At 34.2% G+C, this 18,689-nt stretch carries 18 protein-coding genes; 8 read left to right on the top strand and 10 right to left on the bottom strand.

The window, feature by feature from the left end:
* Positions 1-19: 19 nt before the first annotated feature.
* The 10 genes from C0975_RS07185 to glpX form a co-directional block, all read right to left on the bottom strand.
* Positions 20-1,774, bottom strand: coding sequence for a ShlB/FhaC/HecB family hemolysin secretion/activation protein (locus tag C0975_RS07185; RefSeq protein ID WP_167383045.1), 1,755 nt, complete (start codon positions 1,772-1,774; stop codon positions 20-22).
* Positions 1,775-2,019: 245 nt separating this feature from the next.
* Positions 2,020-2,574, bottom strand: a complete 555-nt coding sequence (locus C0975_RS07190; RefSeq protein WP_101775705.1) for a DUF924 family protein — start codon at positions 2,572-2,574, stop codon at positions 2,020-2,022.
* A gap of 231 nt (positions 2,575-2,805) precedes the next feature.
* Complete coding sequence (locus C0975_RS07195) at positions 2,806-3,303, bottom strand: YbhB/YbcL family Raf kinase inhibitor-like protein (RefSeq protein WP_101775706.1); 498 nt, start codon at positions 3,301-3,303, stop codon at positions 2,806-2,808.
* Positions 3,304-3,472: 169 nt separating this feature from the next.
* On the bottom strand, positions 3,473-3,751 hold the full coding sequence (locus C0975_RS07200; RefSeq protein ID WP_101775707.1) for a type II toxin-antitoxin system RelE family toxin: 279 nt from the start codon (positions 3,749-3,751) through the stop codon (positions 3,473-3,475).
* The gene (gene relB, locus C0975_RS07205; protein WP_101775708.1) at positions 3,720-3,956 is read right to left on the bottom strand and encodes a type II toxin-antitoxin system RelB family antitoxin; all 237 of its coding nucleotides are present in this window, start codon (positions 3,954-3,956) and stop codon (positions 3,720-3,722) included. The genes C0975_RS07200 and relB overlap by 32 nt, the downstream gene beginning before the upstream one ends.
* 223 nt (positions 3,957-4,179) lie before the next feature.
* A complete protein-coding gene (cydC, locus tag C0975_RS07210; RefSeq protein WP_101775709.1) occupies positions 4,180-5,838 on the bottom strand; it encodes a thiol reductant ABC exporter subunit CydC in 1,659 nt (552 codons plus the stop codon).
* Positions 5,831-7,579 (bottom strand): ABC transporter ATP-binding protein/permease, encoded by a 1,749-nt coding sequence (locus tag C0975_RS07215; protein ID WP_101775710.1) that lies wholly within the window; start codon positions 7,577-7,579, stop codon positions 5,831-5,833. Before C0975_RS07215 ends, cydC begins: the two co-directional genes overlap by 8 nt.
* A gap of 142 nt (positions 7,580-7,721) precedes the next feature.
* Entirely contained in the window at positions 7,722-8,579 is an 858-nt protein-coding gene (locus tag C0975_RS07220) for a DMT family transporter (protein ID WP_101775711.1), read from the bottom strand.
* A gap of 68 nt (positions 8,580-8,647) precedes the next feature.
* On the bottom strand, positions 8,648-11,068 hold the full coding sequence (gyrB, locus tag C0975_RS07225; protein WP_101775712.1) for a DNA topoisomerase (ATP-hydrolyzing) subunit B: 2,421 nt from the start codon (positions 11,066-11,068) through the stop codon (positions 8,648-8,650).
* A 210-nt stretch (positions 11,069-11,278) separates the two neighbouring features.
* A complete protein-coding gene (gene glpX, locus C0975_RS07230) occupies positions 11,279-12,292 on the bottom strand; it encodes a class II fructose-bisphosphatase (RefSeq protein WP_101775713.1) in 1,014 nt (337 codons plus the stop codon).
* A 213-nt stretch (positions 12,293-12,505) separates the two neighbouring features.
* Between glpX and zapB the strand changes: the two genes are divergently transcribed.
* The 8 genes from zapB to atpE all read left to right on the top strand — a co-directional run bounded on the left by zapB (position 12,506) and on the right by atpE (position 18,636).
* Positions 12,506-12,724 (top strand): cell division protein ZapB, encoded by a 219-nt coding sequence (zapB, locus tag C0975_RS07235; RefSeq protein WP_101775714.1) that lies wholly within the window; start codon positions 12,506-12,508, stop codon positions 12,722-12,724.
* Positions 12,725-12,778: 54 nt separating this feature from the next.
* Positions 12,779-13,222 (top strand): FMN-binding protein MioC, encoded by a 444-nt coding sequence (mioC, locus tag C0975_RS07240; RefSeq protein ID WP_101775715.1) that lies wholly within the window; start codon positions 12,779-12,781, stop codon positions 13,220-13,222.
* Positions 13,223-13,748: 526 nt separating this feature from the next.
* On the top strand, positions 13,749-15,635 hold the full coding sequence (gene mnmG / locus C0975_RS07245) for a tRNA uridine-5-carboxymethylaminomethyl(34) synthesis enzyme MnmG (protein WP_101775716.1): 1,887 nt from the start codon (positions 13,749-13,751) through the stop codon (positions 15,633-15,635).
* A gap of 17 nt (positions 15,636-15,652) precedes the next feature.
* Positions 15,653-16,288 carry a thioredoxin domain-containing protein gene (locus C0975_RS07250; protein WP_101775717.1) on the top strand — a complete coding sequence of 212 codons (636 nt, stop codon included), beginning with the start codon at positions 15,653-15,655 and terminating at the stop codon, positions 16,286-16,288.
* Positions 16,289-16,339: 51 nt separating this feature from the next.
* Complete coding sequence (gene rsmG, locus C0975_RS07255; protein ID WP_101775718.1) at positions 16,340-16,972, top strand: 16S rRNA (guanine(527)-N(7))-methyltransferase RsmG; 633 nt, start codon at positions 16,340-16,342, stop codon at positions 16,970-16,972.
* 137 nt (positions 16,973-17,109) lie between these two features.
* A complete protein-coding gene (locus tag C0975_RS07260) occupies positions 17,110-17,496 on the top strand; it encodes an ATP synthase subunit I (protein WP_101775719.1) in 387 nt (128 codons plus the stop codon).
* Positions 17,497-17,530: 34 nt separating this feature from the next.
* Entirely contained in the window at positions 17,531-18,325 is a 795-nt protein-coding gene (atpB, locus tag C0975_RS07265) for a F0F1 ATP synthase subunit A (RefSeq protein WP_101775720.1), read from the top strand.
* 56 nt (positions 18,326-18,381) lie between these two features.
* Positions 18,382-18,636, top strand: coding sequence for a F0F1 ATP synthase subunit C (gene atpE / locus C0975_RS07270; RefSeq protein ID WP_049214366.1), 255 nt, complete (start codon positions 18,382-18,384; stop codon positions 18,634-18,636).
* Positions 18,637-18,689: the final 53 nt, after the last annotated feature.

The following is an 18,689-nucleotide window of genomic DNA, read 5'->3' on the forward strand; positions in this document are numbered from 1 at the left end:
CCTTAATCATTAAAATAAATTAATAACGATAACTTAAATTCAACCCATAAGTAGTTGTTGCTGTACGGAAACCTGTTGGTTTATCGCAAGGTTTTGCCAAAGAAAATTGATATTGTAATTGCCCATTGAATAACAAAAAATGTCCAGCAACACCAATAACTGCACCAACTAATTTTTGTTCAGGCAGTCCTTGCGTACTACGCCTAGATACACGCCCAACATCAACACCAAAATAAATACGATGATGATCTAAATAATGCCAATTAACGTTATTTTGCCAATACCAACCTTTTTCACCAGCTAAACTACGTTCACCATCAAATCCTCTGACAGTATAACGCCCGCCAATAGACAATTTATCCTGTGGAATTAATGGTGTTTTATTCCATTGCAACGCTAAACTACTGTCTAGCGAAAAAGGTTGTTTAAACAATTGAAAAGGGATGGCAATATCTAATGCTGCATTAATTATCTTCATACGGGAGGTGCCTGGAATAGCATCATGTTCATCATTAAATTCTTCTGGGGCGGGTTGACTATTAAATAGCCCTGTACCACGTTTATAACTCACATTAGCATTAATTATTGCTCTACCTAATTGCATATGATGAGCTAAATTAGCTTCCCAACCGCCCATTTGTCTGCGCTGTACTTCAATTTCTGCGTCATCAATATATTTATACATTCTTAAACGCCATAACTTCATGCCTAAAGTCGTTTTATGTTGTTTATGACGAAAAATCAGACGGCTTAAATTCATATTAGTATTATAGGTTTTACCACTATAATCGTAGTTAATATAATAACCTTCAGTGGCTTCATTATAGGTATGATAACTATGATTAATTGACCATAACCAATAACCAAATGGCACTGAATAATGCAGGCTATAACCTTGTGTACCACTGTCCGTTTTTTTACCAAAACGATCAACATAACTGACTTTATGATGACCTAAGTCTTGGTTATATGCTGCATAAACAAGATCGTTCATCCCAAGTAAGTTATTAAGTTGTAAGCTAATATTGCCTTGGTATTTTCCCGTGGTTTTACTTCCCGCATCATTTACTCCTAAGGTTAAAAACCAACTTTTTGGTTGAGAACGCTCAACAATGACATTGCTTTCTCCCAGCATATCAGTATCAGTAGCAGGTTCAATCCGAATAGTCGCTTCTACGCCAGATAAACGGCGTAAATTTTCAAGCCCTTGCTCTAGCTCAGATAAAGTCAGAATCTTTTGTCGATTCACGGGAAAAGTCGCATATTGACCTAATGTATTTAATTGTGCACCGTTTTGATTAAATTTAAGTTTACCAATATAACCTGGCTCTATTGAAAAACACAGCGTACCTGTTGTTAAATCTTGTGGTGCAATATAAAGCTGGGTAGTGACAAGCCCTTCATCAATCACTATATTTTGTGCCAATGTTTGCAAATATTGAATGGATTGAGTACCAAGACACATACCAGATTTAAACTGGGATTTTTTAATTATTTTATTTAATAGAAAAGAAAATTGATCGGCTTTCTCTCCCACAAGATTAAATTGCTGAATAGCAAAACAAGGAGTCTCATGTTGCCCTAATTGAAATATTTCTTGTTTGCTATCTATTTGTGACAGATAAATATCCTGTGTCTTCAATAAGACTTGCTCAAGTTGTTTTTGTTGTTGCTGAATACGAATAGATTCGGCTTGTAAATTGTCAGCAAGAGAAAAATTAGAATAGAGAATGAATAATAAAGGAAAAGTTATTTTTGTAGGAGGTTTAAACAAAAGCATTTCTTATACCATACACAAAGGATTTGTTTATTATTTATAATTCTACAAAGAGTTATAGCTTTTTATTTATACAAAAACAAGAGTGTAAAACTATTTTTAATCAAATTGTGATCACCATCTAATTTCTACAATAACTACAGCCATCTTATAATTTATTATTTTTTATATTTTATAAAAATAAACCTCTTTAAAGGAGTAAGAACCTTATAAGGAGGTTATTTATTATTTAAATCTAATAATTAAAATGAAGAATTGGGTTGTTGTAAAAAGTCAATTTCTTCAGCACTTGATTGACGTCCTAAAATGGCATTACGGTGTGGATAACGCCCAAAACGATCAATAATCACTTTATGTTTAATTTCAAAATCCAACAACGCTGGATTAGTAAATTTATCAAACAATTCAACTGCCTTTTGGTGAATATAAGCTGATTCTGAATGCATATAAGGCATTAAAATAAAATGTTTTTCTGATTCACTCAACGACATAAATTCAGGCAATTCAATTGCAGTTTGTGCTAACACTAATGCCATTGTATCTTGTGCAAATGCACGTGGTGTATTGCGATAGAGGTTACGTGAAAACTGGTCTAGCACAATAATTTCAGCTAAACGACCTTGAATTGTCGTGCGCCAACTATCTAGTTCACCACGACTACCTTGCTCTAATATTTGAGCAAATTGTGCTCGAATAGCTTGATCAAATTGATCTGATTTAACAAACCAATTTGCTTTATTTTCCTCGCTATACCAAAAGTCAAGTACAGCTTGGGCATCAGGATGAATTTTTATCATAATATTTCCTTTTTAAAGGATTTAAATACTACGTTAAATAAGATGGCATTTATTAGATCGTACTTTGTTTAAACATGATTTATATATTACCAGTCAAACAAACTGTACAATCATATTCTGAAACAAGGTGCGGTGTATTTCTGTAAAATTTTGCAAAAACAGACCGCTCTTTATATAACAAAACCTACAAAAAGAATCAGTTAAAATAGTAGCAAGAAAGCCTACTCTTGATTAAACATCATAAGTACCCATCACAACTGCTTGATCCAAAATATGCCCCTGCATCGCAAAATGAAGATCATTAAAGCGAAAGCCTGCTTCCAGATCTAATTTACAATCCAAAGCATACACAATCAATTCATAACGATGTTGACAATTTGGTGGTGCCATTCCACCATAAAAAGAAGCTTCTGCAAGTTCAAATTTACCTAATACACTCGCCCAAGAATTAGCGCCTTGAATATAATCGGTCGCGGTTTGACTTTCATTCGCTTGTACTGATGTGCGTTCTAAGTTAGCAATTAACCAATGAATCCAAACAAAACCACTTGCTGTAATGGCATCTTTATCTTCTAATACGACTGCAAAAGATTGTGTACCTTTAGGAACATCGCTAATCTCAAAAGGAATTGAATACGTCGGCATACCATTCGGACTAAATTGGTTACCTCGCTTACCATATTTGTCTTCAAATACACCATTTTTAATGGCAGAACTGATTACTTTCATCGTTTCTCCTTACGTTTGTGTTAAACAAGTAGTTTCTACTATAACTAGAATTGATGAAAATTTCGCTAGATTATTTGCTTTTACGAGTAAATTAAAGAGCAATCTGCTTTCTAACATATTGAAAAACAGACTGATCTTTTAGCAGAATTTATAGTGATAGAAGGTATTTTCAGTGATAAATATCTCTACGATGTCCTAGTTCTAAAGTAGTAATAATCATTTCGCCGTTATTAATATGACAAATAATACGATAATCACCAATACGATAACGCCATAGACCAGATAAATCACCTACGAGACCTTTACCACGATCTCGAGGATTTTCCAATGTAGCTAATATTTTGAGATAGTTGATGATTTGTTGTGCTTTTTGAGGATTTTTCCTAGCAAGTTTTTTTAGTTGTTTTTTAGCTGTATCAGCGAACAACACTATCCAAATTGAGTTCATTTTCAATGTCTTCTAATTTATATACTTTTTCTTTCCCTAGATGAATACGTTCTAATACAGCATTTGCAAGCAACAAGTCTTCTAAATCTTCCATATAAGCCTCAAGAGCTGCTTTAATATAATAAGATTTAGCTCGACCTGTTTTAGCAGCAAGATTATTTAAGCGCCCCTCTAGTTCGTTAGGTAATCTCACAGTTATAATCATATATCCTCCTATTGTATGCCTTTAACTTTTTATCTTCAGATTTCTGGAATTTTAAAACCATTATATTAGATGTATTAAATGTAATACAAGTATTCTTAGTCTCTAAAATATTTTTTGTGATATTTCTTTCTCTCTTTAATTAAAAAGAGCGATTTATTTTTCTAACATATTGAAAAACAGACCGCTCTTTTACTTTAGATTGAAGATAAAAACTTAATATGACTTACGACATTCTACCATTTTCAATATGAATGACTTGATCACAAATTGCCATAGTAGACGCACGATGGCTGACTAACACAATCAATTTTTCTGCTTTTACATTCAACAAAGATTGTAAAATAATTGCTTCATTTAAACTGTCTAAATTGCTGGTTGGCTCATCAAGTAAAATGATTGGCGCATTATGTAAAAACGCACGAGCAATACCAATACGCTGTTTTTCGCCGTCAGATAAATTATTACCTAATTCGGTGATTTTAGTGTCATAACCTTCAGGTAAACTCATAATGAAATCATGAATTGAGGCTTTTTTTGCTGCTTCAATCACTTGTTCTTTGCTGGCGGAACGATTTGCCATCACAATATTTTCATAAATGGTTTCATTGAAAATATAAGTTTGCTGAGTGATATAAGCGATATTATCGCGTAAATTCATCGTATTAATTTGAGTTAAATCGGTATTATTAATACGAATATGACCTGTTTGTGGATCATAAAAACGCATGATTAGCTTTAATAGCGTACTTTTTCCGCTACCACTGCGTCCATGAATACCTAAAATATTGCCTTTTTCTAAATATAAATTCACATTCGATAAAATATGTTCATCTCCATAAGCAAAACTGAGATTATTTATTTCAAGTTGAGTGACATCTGATAAATCTTGTCCTGTTATCACCTCTTTTAAATGCGGTTCTTCACTTAATAAACCTAAAACACGTTCACCACTGGCTAAAGTCTGTAATAAGTTATTAGATAAGTTACTTAATGCAATGACAGGACCATAGCTCGACATTAATAAAATTACCGCGATTAATAAACCTGCAAAATGAATTTGTTGATAATAGAATAGGAGCAAGCCCATAAATAAAATGAAAATATTAAATACAGAAACGGCAATTTCTGTATAAGAACGAACTTTACCTTCTTGTTGCTTAATTTTTAAGAATGCTTGATCGATCTTTTCACTGCGTTGATGAATCCCCAATAAACGTTCTTGTTCGTTGCCAAAAAGCTGTAGCTCTTTCATACCACGTATGCTATCAAGGAAATAATCATTCATTTCACCGACTAACTCTCGATAAACACGTCCGTCTTCACGCGCCATTTTAGTGGTGATAATCGGTAAAATTAAACCGATAGTCAGGTAAGCTAAAAAAGCAATAAAAGTAAACCACAACGAAATGTGAGCAAAAATAGCTAATAAGATACTTGAAGTGAAAAATGCAATCATAATTGGCGCAATGGTATGCGCATAGAAAACCTCGAGTAATTCAATGTCATTAGTCACTAAAGAGAGTAATTGTCCTGATTGTTTACCTTGCAACTTAACAAAAGCCAATTTACGCAATGCAGTAAATACGTTATCACGCAACAACGCTAATAATTTAAAGGCAATATAATGTCCTGACATTTGTTCGAGGTAACGTAAAATACCTCGTGCTACGGCAAGTACAATAAGTGCGGTCAAAATTTGTGAAAAATCAAGATGAGTTGGGAATTGAAGTAGATTAACTAATCCCATTGCGCCTAATACCATAATGAAAATTGCAGCTAGAAAGCCGAGAACACCCATCACAATAGTGAAAGTCATGATATGCGCTAATGGTGTAACTAATTTAAGCAAATGCCACATGATGACAAATCCATTTTTACGCATGCTCACCTCCTTGTCTGATATTTTCTAAATTCTTTTGTTGATTAAACATGTCTGCATAAATACCCTTTTTCGCCATGAGTTCATCATGGTTACCCTGTTCAGCAAGTTCACCTTTCTGCAATACATAAATTTGATCAGCCTGTACAGCATTAGCTAAACGATGAGAAATCATTATGATCGTTTTCTCCGCTTTTAAGCGTTGGATAAACGTTAAAATAATTTCCTCACTTTCAACATCAATATTGCTAGTCGCTTCATCAAAAATGTATAAATCTGCATCGTGCAACAAAGCTCTAGCCAAAGCTAAACGCTGAATTTGTCCTCCTGATAAATTACTACCGCGGCTTAACAATGGCATCTCTAAACCACCATTTTCACGCACAAAGTCAGCGAGATTGACTTGTTCAAGTACAGCGTAAATTTGTTGATCGGTCGCCTTTAAATTGGCCATTAGCATATTTTCACGCAAACTCCCTTTGAAAATATAAGAACTGTGACTCACTAATGACACATGACGATAGAAAGAATGGCGTTCTAAGGTTTGAATTTCTTGTTGGTTAAATAAAATTTTGCCCTGTTGCGCGCTGTGGAAGCCCATTAATAACGATACTAATGTCGATTTACCACAACCACTTTTACCAACAAATACGGTTAATTGCTTCGGTTCAATAGTCAAATTCAAACCGTTAATAGCTAATTTTTCAGGAGAATAAGCAAAGTGTAAATTTTGAATATCTACGCGTACTGAATTCTCTGCTTTAAAATCCACCGCACTTTCATGAGTTTCGATTGGCGTATCTAACAAAGTAAAAATTTTGTCTGAGGCTGCTTTACCATTCATCGCTACATGGAAAAAAGAACCAAGTAAACGTAATGGAATGAAAAATTCTGAGGCGAGTAAGATAAATAAAATCACTCCAAAAATGCTCAAATGATCCGCTTGGAATTGTAATAATGCAGTTAAAATGCCAATTGCTGCACCACCATAAGCAAGTAAATCCATTAAAGAAACAGAATTTAACTGCATAGTAAGAACTTTCATCGTAATGGTACGAAATTTTTCGGCTTCAATATCTATTTGTTTAGCTTTGTAATCATCATCTTGGTAGATTTTTAAAGTAACTAAACCTTGCAAATTATCTAAAAAACTACTGCCTAGCCCCACATAAATAGACCAATATTTATGTAACAAACGTTTGGCTATTTTATTTACTGCAATAATCGACATTGGAATTAACGGTACACAAACTAATAAAATAAAAGCGGTAGACGCATTAAAGCAAACCAAGAAAACAAATAACGTAAGAGGAGCAAGTAGACTATAAAAAAGTTGAGGTAAGTAACGTCCAAAATAGATTTCAAGCTGTTCTACTCCTTCAGAGGCGACTTGAATAATAGATGATGTTGACTGTTGATTGACTTGATTTAATGGCATAGCGGCTAATTTTTGAAAAATTAGTGTACGTAACTCATGTTTTACTTTCGTACTTGCTTGATAAGAAGCCTGTACTGATTTTTTACTCGCAAATGTACGTATTGCTAAAGCTACAATCAAATTTATACCAAAACTGACCGCACCTGCTAAAGTTAACGTTTGTTCAAAAGCTTGTTCTAAACAAAGCGCAAAAACGACAGCACTGATAATACCAGCAACTAATGCTATCCAATTCCAAAAGACGGTTTTAGCAATCCATTTTTTGCTATCAGATACCGTATTTATCAATCGTTTATCGATCATCATAAAATGTTTGTCCTTAAAAATCTTGGTTCAAATCAAAGTGTGTTATTTTAACATAAATGAGAATTGATTTTATTAAAAATAGCTAAAAAGCCAGCAAGTTTGTTCAAACTTACTGGCTATTCAAACAATAAAATAAGTGAAATTATTCTTTACCTAATTTAGGTATAAGGCTTGCCACTAATGTTGCACTAATAATGACAACAATACCAAACCAAGATAATAACGAAATTGATTCATCTAATAATATAATGGCTAAAAATACACCAAAAATAGGTTCAAGTGCGGTTAATAATCCCGTCAAATTAGTGTGTGTAGCATTGAGTCCCTTATTCCATAGCCAATAAGCAATCCAGCTACAGAAAATAGAAAGATAGAATAATCCACCAATGCCTTGCCAATTCCAATTTACTTGCCAATGTTGTGTTAATATCAATGTAAAAGGTAAACAAGTTATTGCACCTAACACGACTGAAATAGCCGTATAAGCAGGTGCGGTAATCTGCCCAATCATCTTTTTAGTCCAACGTAAACTCGCAGAAAAACAAATACCCGCCAATAACACTAAACTACAACCTAGTAGGCTAATCTCACCCGTATCTTCACCGCCAATAATTAACATGGCTACACCTAAAAAAGCCATCATACCAAACAGCCAATGATACCAACTGGCTTTATCTTGAAAAAAGAAATGACCAATAAAAACAATCAATAATGGTTCTAAACCAATGATAGTGACTGCACTTGCTACTGAAGTATATTTCAAGCCGATAAATTGCAATAGAAAAATCACTGGATAATTAATAAAACTAAGCCACCATAATTGGCTGTGCCAGTGTTTATCTACTTTTTTCCAATGGCGTAAAAATAATGGAAAGATAAGGAATGAAATAATGATTAACCGTGCTTGAACTGTTAATACAGGATCAAGCATAGTAAATGCATATTTACCAGCAACGAGAGAACTCGCCCAAATACATAATGCAAGAATTTGATAAAACATGAGATAAAAAAGTGCGGTTAAAATTGGATTTATTTTAACCGCACTTTGATAGATTGAAATGAAATTTTTTAAATATCTAAATTTGCATGTAATGCGTTACTTTCGATAAATTCACGGCGTGGCTCCACTTCATCGCCCATTAACGTAGTAAACAATTGGTCTGCTGCCACCGCATCTTTAATAGATACTTTTAGCATACGACGTGCATTTGGATCCATTGTAGTTTCCCAAAGTTGCTCAGGGTTCATTTCCCCTAATCCTTTATAACGCTGTACCATCAAACCGCGACGTGATTCTTTCACTAACCATTCAATCGCTTGCTCAAATGAAGTAATAGCAAGTTTACGTTCACCACGTGTGATATAAGCGCCTTCTTCAATCAAACCAACTAATTGTTTGCCTAATTTCACAATACGCGCATATTCACTACCTGTGGCAAATTGGAAATTCAGGAAATAATCCGTGTCAATTCCATGTGTACGTACTGTTAATACAGCTTCATGTAAATGACGTTCATTATTAAATACTAGACGATAGCTATAATGATTACCATTGGTTTCTTTTGCCGCTAATTTTTCAACTAATGTCGAAATCCAAGTTTCTACCGCATTTTCTTGCGCCATTAATTCGGTAGTTAATTCTGGATGATAGATAAGCTCTTTTAACACGGCTTCTGGATAATGACGTGCTAAACGGACAATCATTTTCTGAAGTGCATTATATTCTGACACTAATGTTTCTAAGGCTAATCCATTCATTGCCGGCGCATTTTCATTAACATAAAGTGCTGCATTTTCTAATGCCAGAGCAACTTCATATTGCACCATCGCTTCATCATCTTTGATATATTGCTCTTGTTTACCTTTTTTCACTTTATATAAAGGCGGTTGGGCAATATAGACATGTCCACGTTCAATCAATTCTGGCATTTGACGATAAAAGAAAGTCAATAATAAAGTACGAATATGCGCACCATCCACATCCGCATCAGTCATAATAATAATGCTGTGATAACGTAATTTTTCAGGATTATATTCATCACGACCAATCCCACAACCTAATGCAGTAATTAATGTTCCTACTTCTGCCGAAGATAACATTTTATCAAAACGTGCTTTTTCTACGTTTAGGATTTTCCCTTTTAATGGCAAAATCGCTTGGTTTTTACGGTTACGCCCTTGTTTCGCAGAACCACCTGCTGAATCCCCCTCCACTAGATAAAGTTCAGATAAAGCAGGATCGCGTTCTTGGCAGTCAGCAAGTTTACCTGGCAAACCGCCTAAATCTAATGCTCCTTTACGACGTGTCATCTCACGTGCTTTACGTGCTGCTTCACGCGCACGCGCAGCATCAATAATTTTACCTACAATGATTTTAGCGTCAGACGGATTTTCCAATAAATATTGCTGTAAATATTCATTCATCACCGATTCAACCGCACTTTTCACTTCAGAAGACACTAATTTATCTTTAGTTTGTGAAGAAAATTTTGGATCAGGTACTTTCACTGAAATGATAGCCACTAAACCTTCACGAGCATCATCACCAGAAGTGGCAACTTTCGATTTTTTATTATGTCCTTCATTGTCCATGTAGTTATTCAAACTACGAGTCAGAGCACCACGAAAGCCTGCTAAATGCGTCCCACCATCACGTTGTGGTATATTATTGGTAAAACAATAGACATTTTCATTAAAACTATCATTCCATTGCATGGATACTTCCACACCTATACCATCTTTTTCTGTCGAAAAATAAAAAGGTTTTTGGTGAATTGGATTTTTATTACGGTTTAAATATTCGACGAAGGCTTGAATTCCCCCTTCATAATGGAAATGATCTTGTCTGTCATTACGTTTATCAAATAATTTGATAGAAACACCTGAATTTAGAAATGATAATTCACGTAAGCGTTTAGCTAAAATGTCATATTCAAATTCAATATTATTAAAAATGGTTGGGCTTGGCCAGAAACGAACAGATGTGCCTGTTTGCTCTGTTTCACCTATCGCCGCTAATGGCGCTTCAGGTTCACCTAAACGATAGATCTGCTCATGTACTTTACCTTGACGACGAATGGTTAACTGCAATTTATCAGAAAGAGCATTAACAACAGAAACCCCTACACCATGCAATCCACCAGAAACTTTATAGGAATTATCGTCAAATTTACCACCTGCATGTAATACCGTCATGATAACTTCAGCAGCAGAAACACCTTCTTCTGGATGAATATCAACAGGAATCCCTCGTCCATCATCTTGTACCGACACCGAATTATCCGTATGAATAGTTACTGTAATATCTTTGGCATAACCAGCTAAAGCTTCATCGATAGAGTTATCCACCACTTCGAATACCATGTGATGCAAACCTGTGCCATCATCTGTATCCCCAATGTACATACCAGGACGTTTACGTACTGCATCAAGCCCTTTTAAGACCTTAATACTATTCGCACCATAATTTTCAGGGGTATTATTTGACATTGTTTCTCTCTTTTCAAAAGCGTAAAAAATTGCTGCGATTATAGCAAATTTTTAGCAGAATGGCTAAAGATAAGTGCGGTGAGTTTTGATTGATTTTTTTAATTGAAATAGAAAAATTTTAGAACAAACCGTTTTTTGTCACACTAATAGAGTATCTAATAAAAAGCAGATCACTTAAGTGTCTGCTTATATCATTTGAATCCTTTACTTTTAAGCACCAATAATACGATAAAGTGCGGTATCTTTTCTGTCTAAATAATGCACAGATTGAATGCGGCGAATAGTACGTGAACGACCACGAATTAATAAAGTTTCAGTAGTAGCTAAATTACCTTTTCGATGAATGCCTTTTAATAAATCCCCATTTGTAATCCCTGTAGCAGAAAAAACTAAGTTATCATCACGAACTAAATCTTCTAATTTCAATACTTGATTTACTTCGATCCCCATTTCCTGACAGCGGCGAATTTCATCTGCTGCAATCGCTTGATTTTCAGGGGTGCTACCTTTTACTTGATGACGAGGTAATAAACGTGCTTGCATTTCACCACCTAAAGCACGTACTGCTGCGGCTGCAATGACCCCTTCTGGCGCACCACCAATACCATATAACATATCTACTCCGCCATCAGGTAAACAACATAAAATGGAAGCTGCCACATCACCATCAGGAATGGCAAGTACTTTCACGCCTAATTGCTGCATTTTTTTGATCGTTTCATGATGACGAGGTTTATCCAAAGTAATCACGGTTAATTGAGAAAGAAGCTTTCCCATTTTAGATGCAACACGACGCAAATTTTGTTCTAAAGGTAAACTTAAATCAATCATCCCTTTCACTTCTGGACCAACCACTAATTTTTCCATATACATATCAGGCGCTTTTAAAAATGTCTCTTTACCACCAGCAGCAAGTACAGATAAAGCATTAGCCTGACCCATCGCTGTCATTCTTGTTCCTTCAATTGGATCAACGGCAATAGAAACTTCTTCACCTTTTCCCATACCTACTTTTTCACCAATATACAGCATAGGTGCTTGATCAATTTCTCCTTCTCCAATGACCACTTCACCAACCATTTCAACTTGATTTAGCATTAAACGCATTGCTTGTACTGCCGCATTATCTGCCGCTTCTTTATCACCACGCCCTAACCAAGCAAACCCAGCTAATGCTGCAGCTTCAGTAACTCTTGAAAATTCAATGGCTAACGCTCTATTCATATTATTTATCCTTTGTTCTGATTGATCAAAATTCGGCATTATTCTAGCACCTCGCAATCGATTGCGTAATTAAAAATAAAAAAATGATAATAATTTTTTCGAATGAGCTTAGAAATTATGTTAATGTTGCAGAGAAAGTTTATTCATCTGTTTAACAATCAAAGTTAACTAGAGTAGAATAACTAAACTTATTACATAGTAGAGGAAGCTTTTATGTCTTTAGAAATTTTAGATCAACTAGAAGAAAAAATTAAACAAGCAGTTGAAACTATTCAATTGCTTCAATTAGAAATTGAAGAATTAAAAGAAAAAAATAATCAATCACAACAAGCTTACGATGCATTACGCAATGAAAATGAGCAATTAAAGAGTGAACATCAAAACTGGCAAGAACGTTTACGTTCATTATTAGGTAAAATTGATAACGTTTAATTCAATTTTAAAGTAAGGCTTAGTCATTCTAAGCCTTATTTTTAGGAAAAAATGATGAAATCTCAAATTTGTCTTATCACAGGTAGCACTTTAGGTGGTGCTGAATATGTTGCAGAGCATATTGCAGAGGTATTACAGCAACAGGGTTATCCTATCCATTTAGAGCATGGTCCTAACCTTACTGATATTATTGAGGAAAAATGTTGGTTAGTTGTCACTTCAACACATGGTGCAGGCGAATTACCTGACAATATCAAGCCTTTATTTGAACAATTAATGCAGCAAAATATTCCATTAAATGATTTACGTTTTGCGGTGATCGGACTAGGTAACTCGGATTACGATACTTTTTGCTATGCAGTAAATCAGGTGGAACAAATATTACTTAGCAAAAAAGCTATACAAATTTGTCCATCCTTAAAGATGGATATGTTACATATTACAGATCCTGAACAAACTGCGGAACAGTGGTTACCTACCTTCACTCAACAACTTTAATCAATAAAAAGTGATAGAAATTATACAAACTCCTATCACTTCTCTTTCTCTTTCTCTTTCTCTTTCTCTTTCTCTTTCCTCAATCATCGTTTTTTTGTTATAAAAAATAATAGTTAGAAAAATTAAATTTCCTGTGGATAACTTCAAATTAATCTGTAAAAAACCTGTAGTTATACAATGAATAAAATTGTTTTAAATTTAATCTGTGGATAAACCCACTGGTTATACACAAGATATTGATGGTTTAAATCAGAGATCTTAACATTTTAAAAAAGGATCTAACTTATTCATTAATAACAGAAAGATCACCTTATTCACAATATAAAAGATCCTAATAAAAATAATAATAAGATCTCTTTATATAAAAAGATCTTCATCTTATTAGCATGTGATCCAAAACAGGATCTTCTGCTTTTGTTGATCAAAAATGTTGCTTTCAAGCAAAGTCAATTTTCAGTAGAATAACGCCCCAGTTAATGCGGCTCAACAGATCGCGATGAAAGACGAAAATTATTAAAAGGTTATTATGTTTTATACTGAAAATTACGATGTGATAGTAATTGGTGGTGGTCATGCCGGTACAGAAGCTGCGCTTGCACCAGCAAGAATGGGGCTTAAAACACTATTATTAACACACAATATTGATACTTTAGGTCAAATGTCTTGCAATCCAGCAATTGGCGGCATTGGAAAAGGTCATTTAGTCAGAGAAATTGATGCAATGGGTGGTCTAATGGCTACTGCTGCTGATCAAGCAGGAATCCAATTTCGTACTTTAAACAGCAGTAAAGGTCCTGCAGTACGTGCTACTCGTGCCCAAGCAGACCGTGTGTTATATCGTCAAGCTGTCCGTATTGCATTAGAAAATCAAGAAAATCTCGATATTTTTCAACAAGAAGTCACAGATATTATTTTAGAGCAGGATCGAGTAACTGGTGTTGTGACTAAAATGGGGCTGAAATTTAGAACAAAATCAGTGATCCTGACCGCCGGTACCTTTTTATCTGGCAAGATCCATATTGGTTTAGAAAATTATACTGGTGGACGTGCTGGTGATCCTGCATCAGTTATGTTAGCTGAACGTTTAAGAGAGCTAAATTTGCGTGTAGATCGTCTAAAAACAGGCACACCACCGCGTATTGATGCACGTACTATTGATTTTTCTGTATTAGCCAAACAACATGGTGATAAACAATTACCTGTTTTTTCATTTATGGGATCAGTGGATCAACATCCACAACAGATTCCATGTTTTATTACTCATACGAATGAACAAACCCATGAAATGATCCGTAATAATTTAGATCGCAGTCCAATGTATGCTGGGATTATTGAGGGGATTGGTCCACGTTACTGTCCATCGATCGAGGATAAAGTAATGCGTTTTTCTGAACGCAACTCACATCAGATCTATCTTGAGCCTGAAGGTTTAACCAGTAATGAAATCTATCCTAATGGGATCTCAACGAGCTTGCCTTTTGATGTACAAATGCAGATCGTGAATTCGATGAAAGGAATGGAAAAAGCACGAATCATTAAACCTGGTTATGCTATTGAATATGATTATTTTGATCCACGTGATCTTAAACCAACTTTAGAAACTAGAAGTATTAAAGGTTTATTTTTTGCTGGTCAAATTAATGGAACAACAGGTTATGAAGAAGCTGCGGCGCAAGGATTGCTTGCGGGGATTAATGCAGGATTATTTGTACAAGAAAAAGAACAATGGTTCCCACGTCGCGATCAAGCTTACATCGGTGTATTAGTTGATGATCTTTGTACTTTAGGCACAAAAGAACCTTATCGTGTATTTACTTCACGTGCTGAATATCGCTTATTATTACGCGAAGATAATGCAGATAGCCGTTTAACACCTATCGCACGTCAATTTGGTTTAATTGATGAAAAACGCTGGGTAAGATTTAACCAGAAAATGGAAAATATTGAATTAGAACGTCAACGTTTACGTCAAATTTGGTTGCACCCACGTTCAGAATACCTTACAGAAGCAAATCAAGTATTAAGTAGCCCATTAGTACGCGAAGCGAGTGGTGAGGATTTATTACGTCGTCCTGAAATGAATTATCAAATTTTAACTACAATTACACCATTTCAACCTGCAATGGAAGATAAGGAAGCGGTAGAGCAAGTGGAGATTGCAATTAAATATCAGGGATATATTGAGCATCAACAAGAAGAAATTGAACGTCAAAAGCGTCATGAAAATACAACAATTCCGGATAATTTTGACTATTCGATTGTATCGGGGTTATCTAACGAAGTGAGATCAAAATTAGAACAACATCGTCCCGTGTCTATTGGTCAGGCTTCGCGTATTTCAGGTGTCACGCCAGCAGCCATCTCAATTTTGCTTGTTAATTTGAAAAAACAAGGGATGTTAAAGCGTGGATAATCATTGATGAGATAAATATGAATAAAATATTTTCTTTTTTTTCAACATTTTTTCTGAAAGAAAGCTATTTTCCTGTAGAAATTTTTCCTAAAAAGTTAGATAAAAACTGCAATGATGGCTTAGCTCAGCTTTATGATGAATGTGGAAATCAACTTGATATTTTGCAACAAGCACTAGAAACGGCTCAACAGCAAAATAAAAATGTATTAATTGTCTATGGGGCTGAATGGTGTCTTTGGGATCATGTTTTCAATAAATATATACAAGGGAATGTTGGTAAATTTATTTATAAATGGCGCAGTGATACAGGTGAATTTGTTCAACTATGTATGAAAGAAGTAGCAAAAGTAAGTGACTATCAAGATGCTAAAGCCATCAACAAATTTGTAGCTGAAAATTTTGTTATTGCGCATATTGAGTCTGAAAATACAAATGGTAAAGATGTATTAGAGAAAATAGGTATGCCTAATAATATTTACTATTATCCTACTATTATGATTTTAGATGAGAATGGAAAATACACTGAAACTTTGCCTGCAGCAAGTTTTATTGATGGTTTGCAAGTTCACCAAAGTGGTAATAAAGAATATCGCGGCTATAACCGTAAGATTTTACTTGAACAGTTACAGATCTTAAAAAATACAATAAAGTGAAATTATTGTTTTAGCCATTTAATAGTTATCTTTCATTGAAAAATATAAAAAATGCTTGTTATTGAACAAAAATTAACTCAAAAGTTAGAAATTCTGTTAAAACAGACCGCACTTTCGATAACCGATCAACAAAAAGTGCAGTTAGTAAAGTTAGTTTTGCTTTTACACAAATGGAATAAAGCTTATAACTTGACTTCAGTACGTGATCCAATGGAAATGTTAGTCAAGCATATTTTAGACAGTTTGGTTGTTAGTCCTTATTTACAAGGTGAACGTTTTATTGATGTGGGCACTGGTCCAGGGCTACCAGGGTTACCTCTGGCAATCATTAATCCAAATAAATATTTTGTATTGTTGGATAGTTTAGGTAAACGGATTAGTTTTATCCGTAATGCTGTACGTGAATTAGGAATTACTAATGTTGAGCCTATACTGAGTCGTGTTGAACAATATCAACCAAAACAATTATTTGATGGTGTATTAAGCCGTGCTTTTGCTTCATTAAAAGATATGACTGATTGGTGTCAACATCTACCAAACCAGCAAGGTTATTTTTATGCATTAAAAGGAATTTATCATCAACAAGAAGTCCTTGAGTTAGAAACTAGATTTACAGTTAAACAAGTGATTGAATTAAAAGTACCAACCCTTGTGGGAGAAAGGCATTTAGTGATTGTTAAGTAAGTTTTAAATAAATGTTTAAAAAATACAATTTTGTGATCTGGTTCACATTTTTTAATTTCTAATCAAACTAAAACTAGCGTATAATCTGGCATAATTTTGTTTTGATTTAGCTGTTTACCAAGAAAGCAGAATAAATAATGTCTAGAGTAATAGCACAGGCAAAGAAAAAATATAAAAGATCACTCACTATTGAAAGCCTTATTTTGCTTATAACAGCACTCATTTTAATGAGTTGGCAATGGCAAATAGCTGCTTCTTTTTATCTTGGTGCGATGGCCATTTTTTTGCCTTATTGTGTTTTTGTATTTTTAGTTTTTTTTAGAAAAAAACAACAGTTTTCTAATAAAATAACCGATTTTTATTATGGGGAAGGGATTAAATTCCTATTAACGATTGTTTGTATCATAGCAACCTTCAAACTTTTTTCCTCAATGAAGCCAATAGCATTTTTTAGTGGTTATTTTATTGCGATTGTATTGAATAACATTCTTCCATTTTTGGTTGATAAATACTTAAAAATATAGAATTTTCACAAAATATTATTAAAAAGGAATAATTATGGCAGCAGAATTAACAACAGCTGGATATATTAGCCACCACTTATCGTTCCTTACAACGGGCGATTCTTTTTGGCATGTTCATTTAGATACACTTTTCTTTTCTCTGGTCTCAGGTATCATTTTTCTTTTTATTTTTTCACGTGTTGCAAAAAAAGCTACCTCTGGTGTACCGAGTAAAATGCAATGTTTCGTTGAAATTATGGTTGGTTGGATTGATGGTATCGTGAAAGAAAATTTTCAAGGTCCACGCGGTACTATTGGTCCATTAGCACTCACTATCTTTTGCTGGGTTTTCATTATGAATGCGATAGATTTAATCCCAGTTGATTTTTTACCACAGTTAGCACATTTATTTGGTATTGAATATTTAAGAGCTGTACCTACAGCAGATATTAGCGGTACATTAGGTCTTTCTATTGGTGTATTCTTTTTAATTATTTTTTATACCATTAAATCAAAAGGTATGAGTGGTTTTGTAAAAGAATACACACTTCACCCATTTAATCACCCATTGTTAATTCCTGTTAACTTAGCACTTGAATCAGTGACATTACTAGCAAAACCTGTTTCTCTAGCATTCCGTCTTTTCGGTAATATGTATGCTGGTGAACTTATCTTTATTTTGATTGCAGTGATGTATATGGCAAATAATTTTGCTTTAAATTCAATGGGTGTTTTTATGCATTTAGTTTGGGCAATTTTCCATATTCTAGTTATTACACTACAAGCATTTATTTTTATGATGCTAACAGTTGTTTATTTGAGTATGGGCTATAACAAAACTGAACACTAATTTTTTATAAACAAAACGGACCTTAAGGTCTAAATTTCAATCTTATGGAGAACATTATGGAAACTGTAATTACTACAACAATCATCGCATCTGCAATTCTTCTTGCTGTTGCTGCATTAGGTACAGCATTAGGTTTTGCTATCTTAGGTGGTAAATTTTTAGAGTCATCAGCTCGTCAACCTGAGTTAGCAGGTAGTTTACAAATTAAGATGTTTATCGTTGCAGGTCTTTTAGATGCGATTTCAATGATTGCTGTAGGTATTGCGTTGTTATTTATCTTTGCTAACCCATTCATCGAATTATTGAAATAATTGTTGGTTTGCAAATAATGGCAAATAATTACTCATATTGAGTAATATAAACA

This window comes from Pasteurella oralis, from assembly GCF_002850605.1.
Taxonomy (GTDB): Bacteria; Pseudomonadota; Gammaproteobacteria; order Enterobacterales; family Pasteurellaceae; genus Pasteurella; species Pasteurella oralis.

Excerpts from the sequence above, each read along its gene's own strand:
- cydC (WP_101775709.1), bottom strand. The coding sequence starts at position 5,838 with ATGCGTAAAAATGGATTTGTCATCATGTGGCATTTGCTTAAATTAGTT.
- C0975_RS07250 (WP_101775717.1), top strand. The coding sequence starts at position 15,653 with ATGAATAAAATATTTTCTTTTTTTTCAACATTTTTTCTGAAAGAAAGC.
- C0975_RS07215 (WP_101775710.1), bottom strand. The coding sequence starts at position 7,579 with ATGATGATCGATAAACGATTGATAAATACGGTATCTGATAGCAAAAAA.
- gyrB (WP_101775712.1), bottom strand. The coding sequence starts at position 11,068 with ATGTCAAATAATACCCCTGAAAATTATGGTGCGAATAGTATTAAGGTC.
- rsmG (WP_101775718.1), top strand. The coding sequence starts at position 16,340 with ATGCTTGTTATTGAACAAAAATTAACTCAAAAGTTAGAAATTCTGTTA.
- atpB (WP_101775720.1), top strand. The coding sequence starts at position 17,531 with ATGGCAGCAGAATTAACAACAGCTGGATATATTAGCCACCACTTATCG.
- C0975_RS07195 (WP_101775706.1), bottom strand. The coding sequence starts at position 3,303 with ATGAAAGTAATCAGTTCTGCCATTAAAAATGGTGTATTTGAAGACAAA.
- mnmG (WP_101775716.1), top strand. The coding sequence starts at position 13,749 with ATGTTTTATACTGAAAATTACGATGTGATAGTAATTGGTGGTGGTCAT.
- C0975_RS07260 (WP_101775719.1), top strand. The coding sequence starts at position 17,110 with ATGTCTAGAGTAATAGCACAGGCAAAGAAAAAATATAAAAGATCACTC.
- mioC (WP_101775715.1), top strand. The coding sequence starts at position 12,779 with ATGAAATCTCAAATTTGTCTTATCACAGGTAGCACTTTAGGTGGTGCT.
- atpE (WP_049214366.1), top strand. The coding sequence starts at position 18,382 with ATGGAAACTGTAATTACTACAACAATCATCGCATCTGCAATTCTTCTT.
- C0975_RS07200 (WP_101775707.1), bottom strand. The coding sequence starts at position 3,751 with ATGAACTCAATTTGGATAGTGTTGTTCGCTGATACAGCTAAAAAACAA.
- zapB (WP_101775714.1), top strand. The coding sequence starts at position 12,506 with ATGTCTTTAGAAATTTTAGATCAACTAGAAGAAAAAATTAAACAAGCA.
- C0975_RS07220 (WP_101775711.1), bottom strand. The coding sequence starts at position 8,579 with ATGTTTTATCAAATTCTTGCATTATGTATTTGGGCGAGTTCTCTCGTT.
- relB (WP_101775708.1), bottom strand. The coding sequence starts at position 3,956 with ATGATTATAACTGTGAGATTACCTAACGAACTAGAGGGGCGCTTAAAT.
- C0975_RS07190 (WP_101775705.1), bottom strand. The coding sequence starts at position 2,574 with ATGATAAAAATTCATCCTGATGCCCAAGCTGTACTTGACTTTTGGTAT.
- glpX (WP_101775713.1), bottom strand. The coding sequence starts at position 12,292 with ATGAATAGAGCGTTAGCCATTGAATTTTCAAGAGTTACTGAAGCTGCA.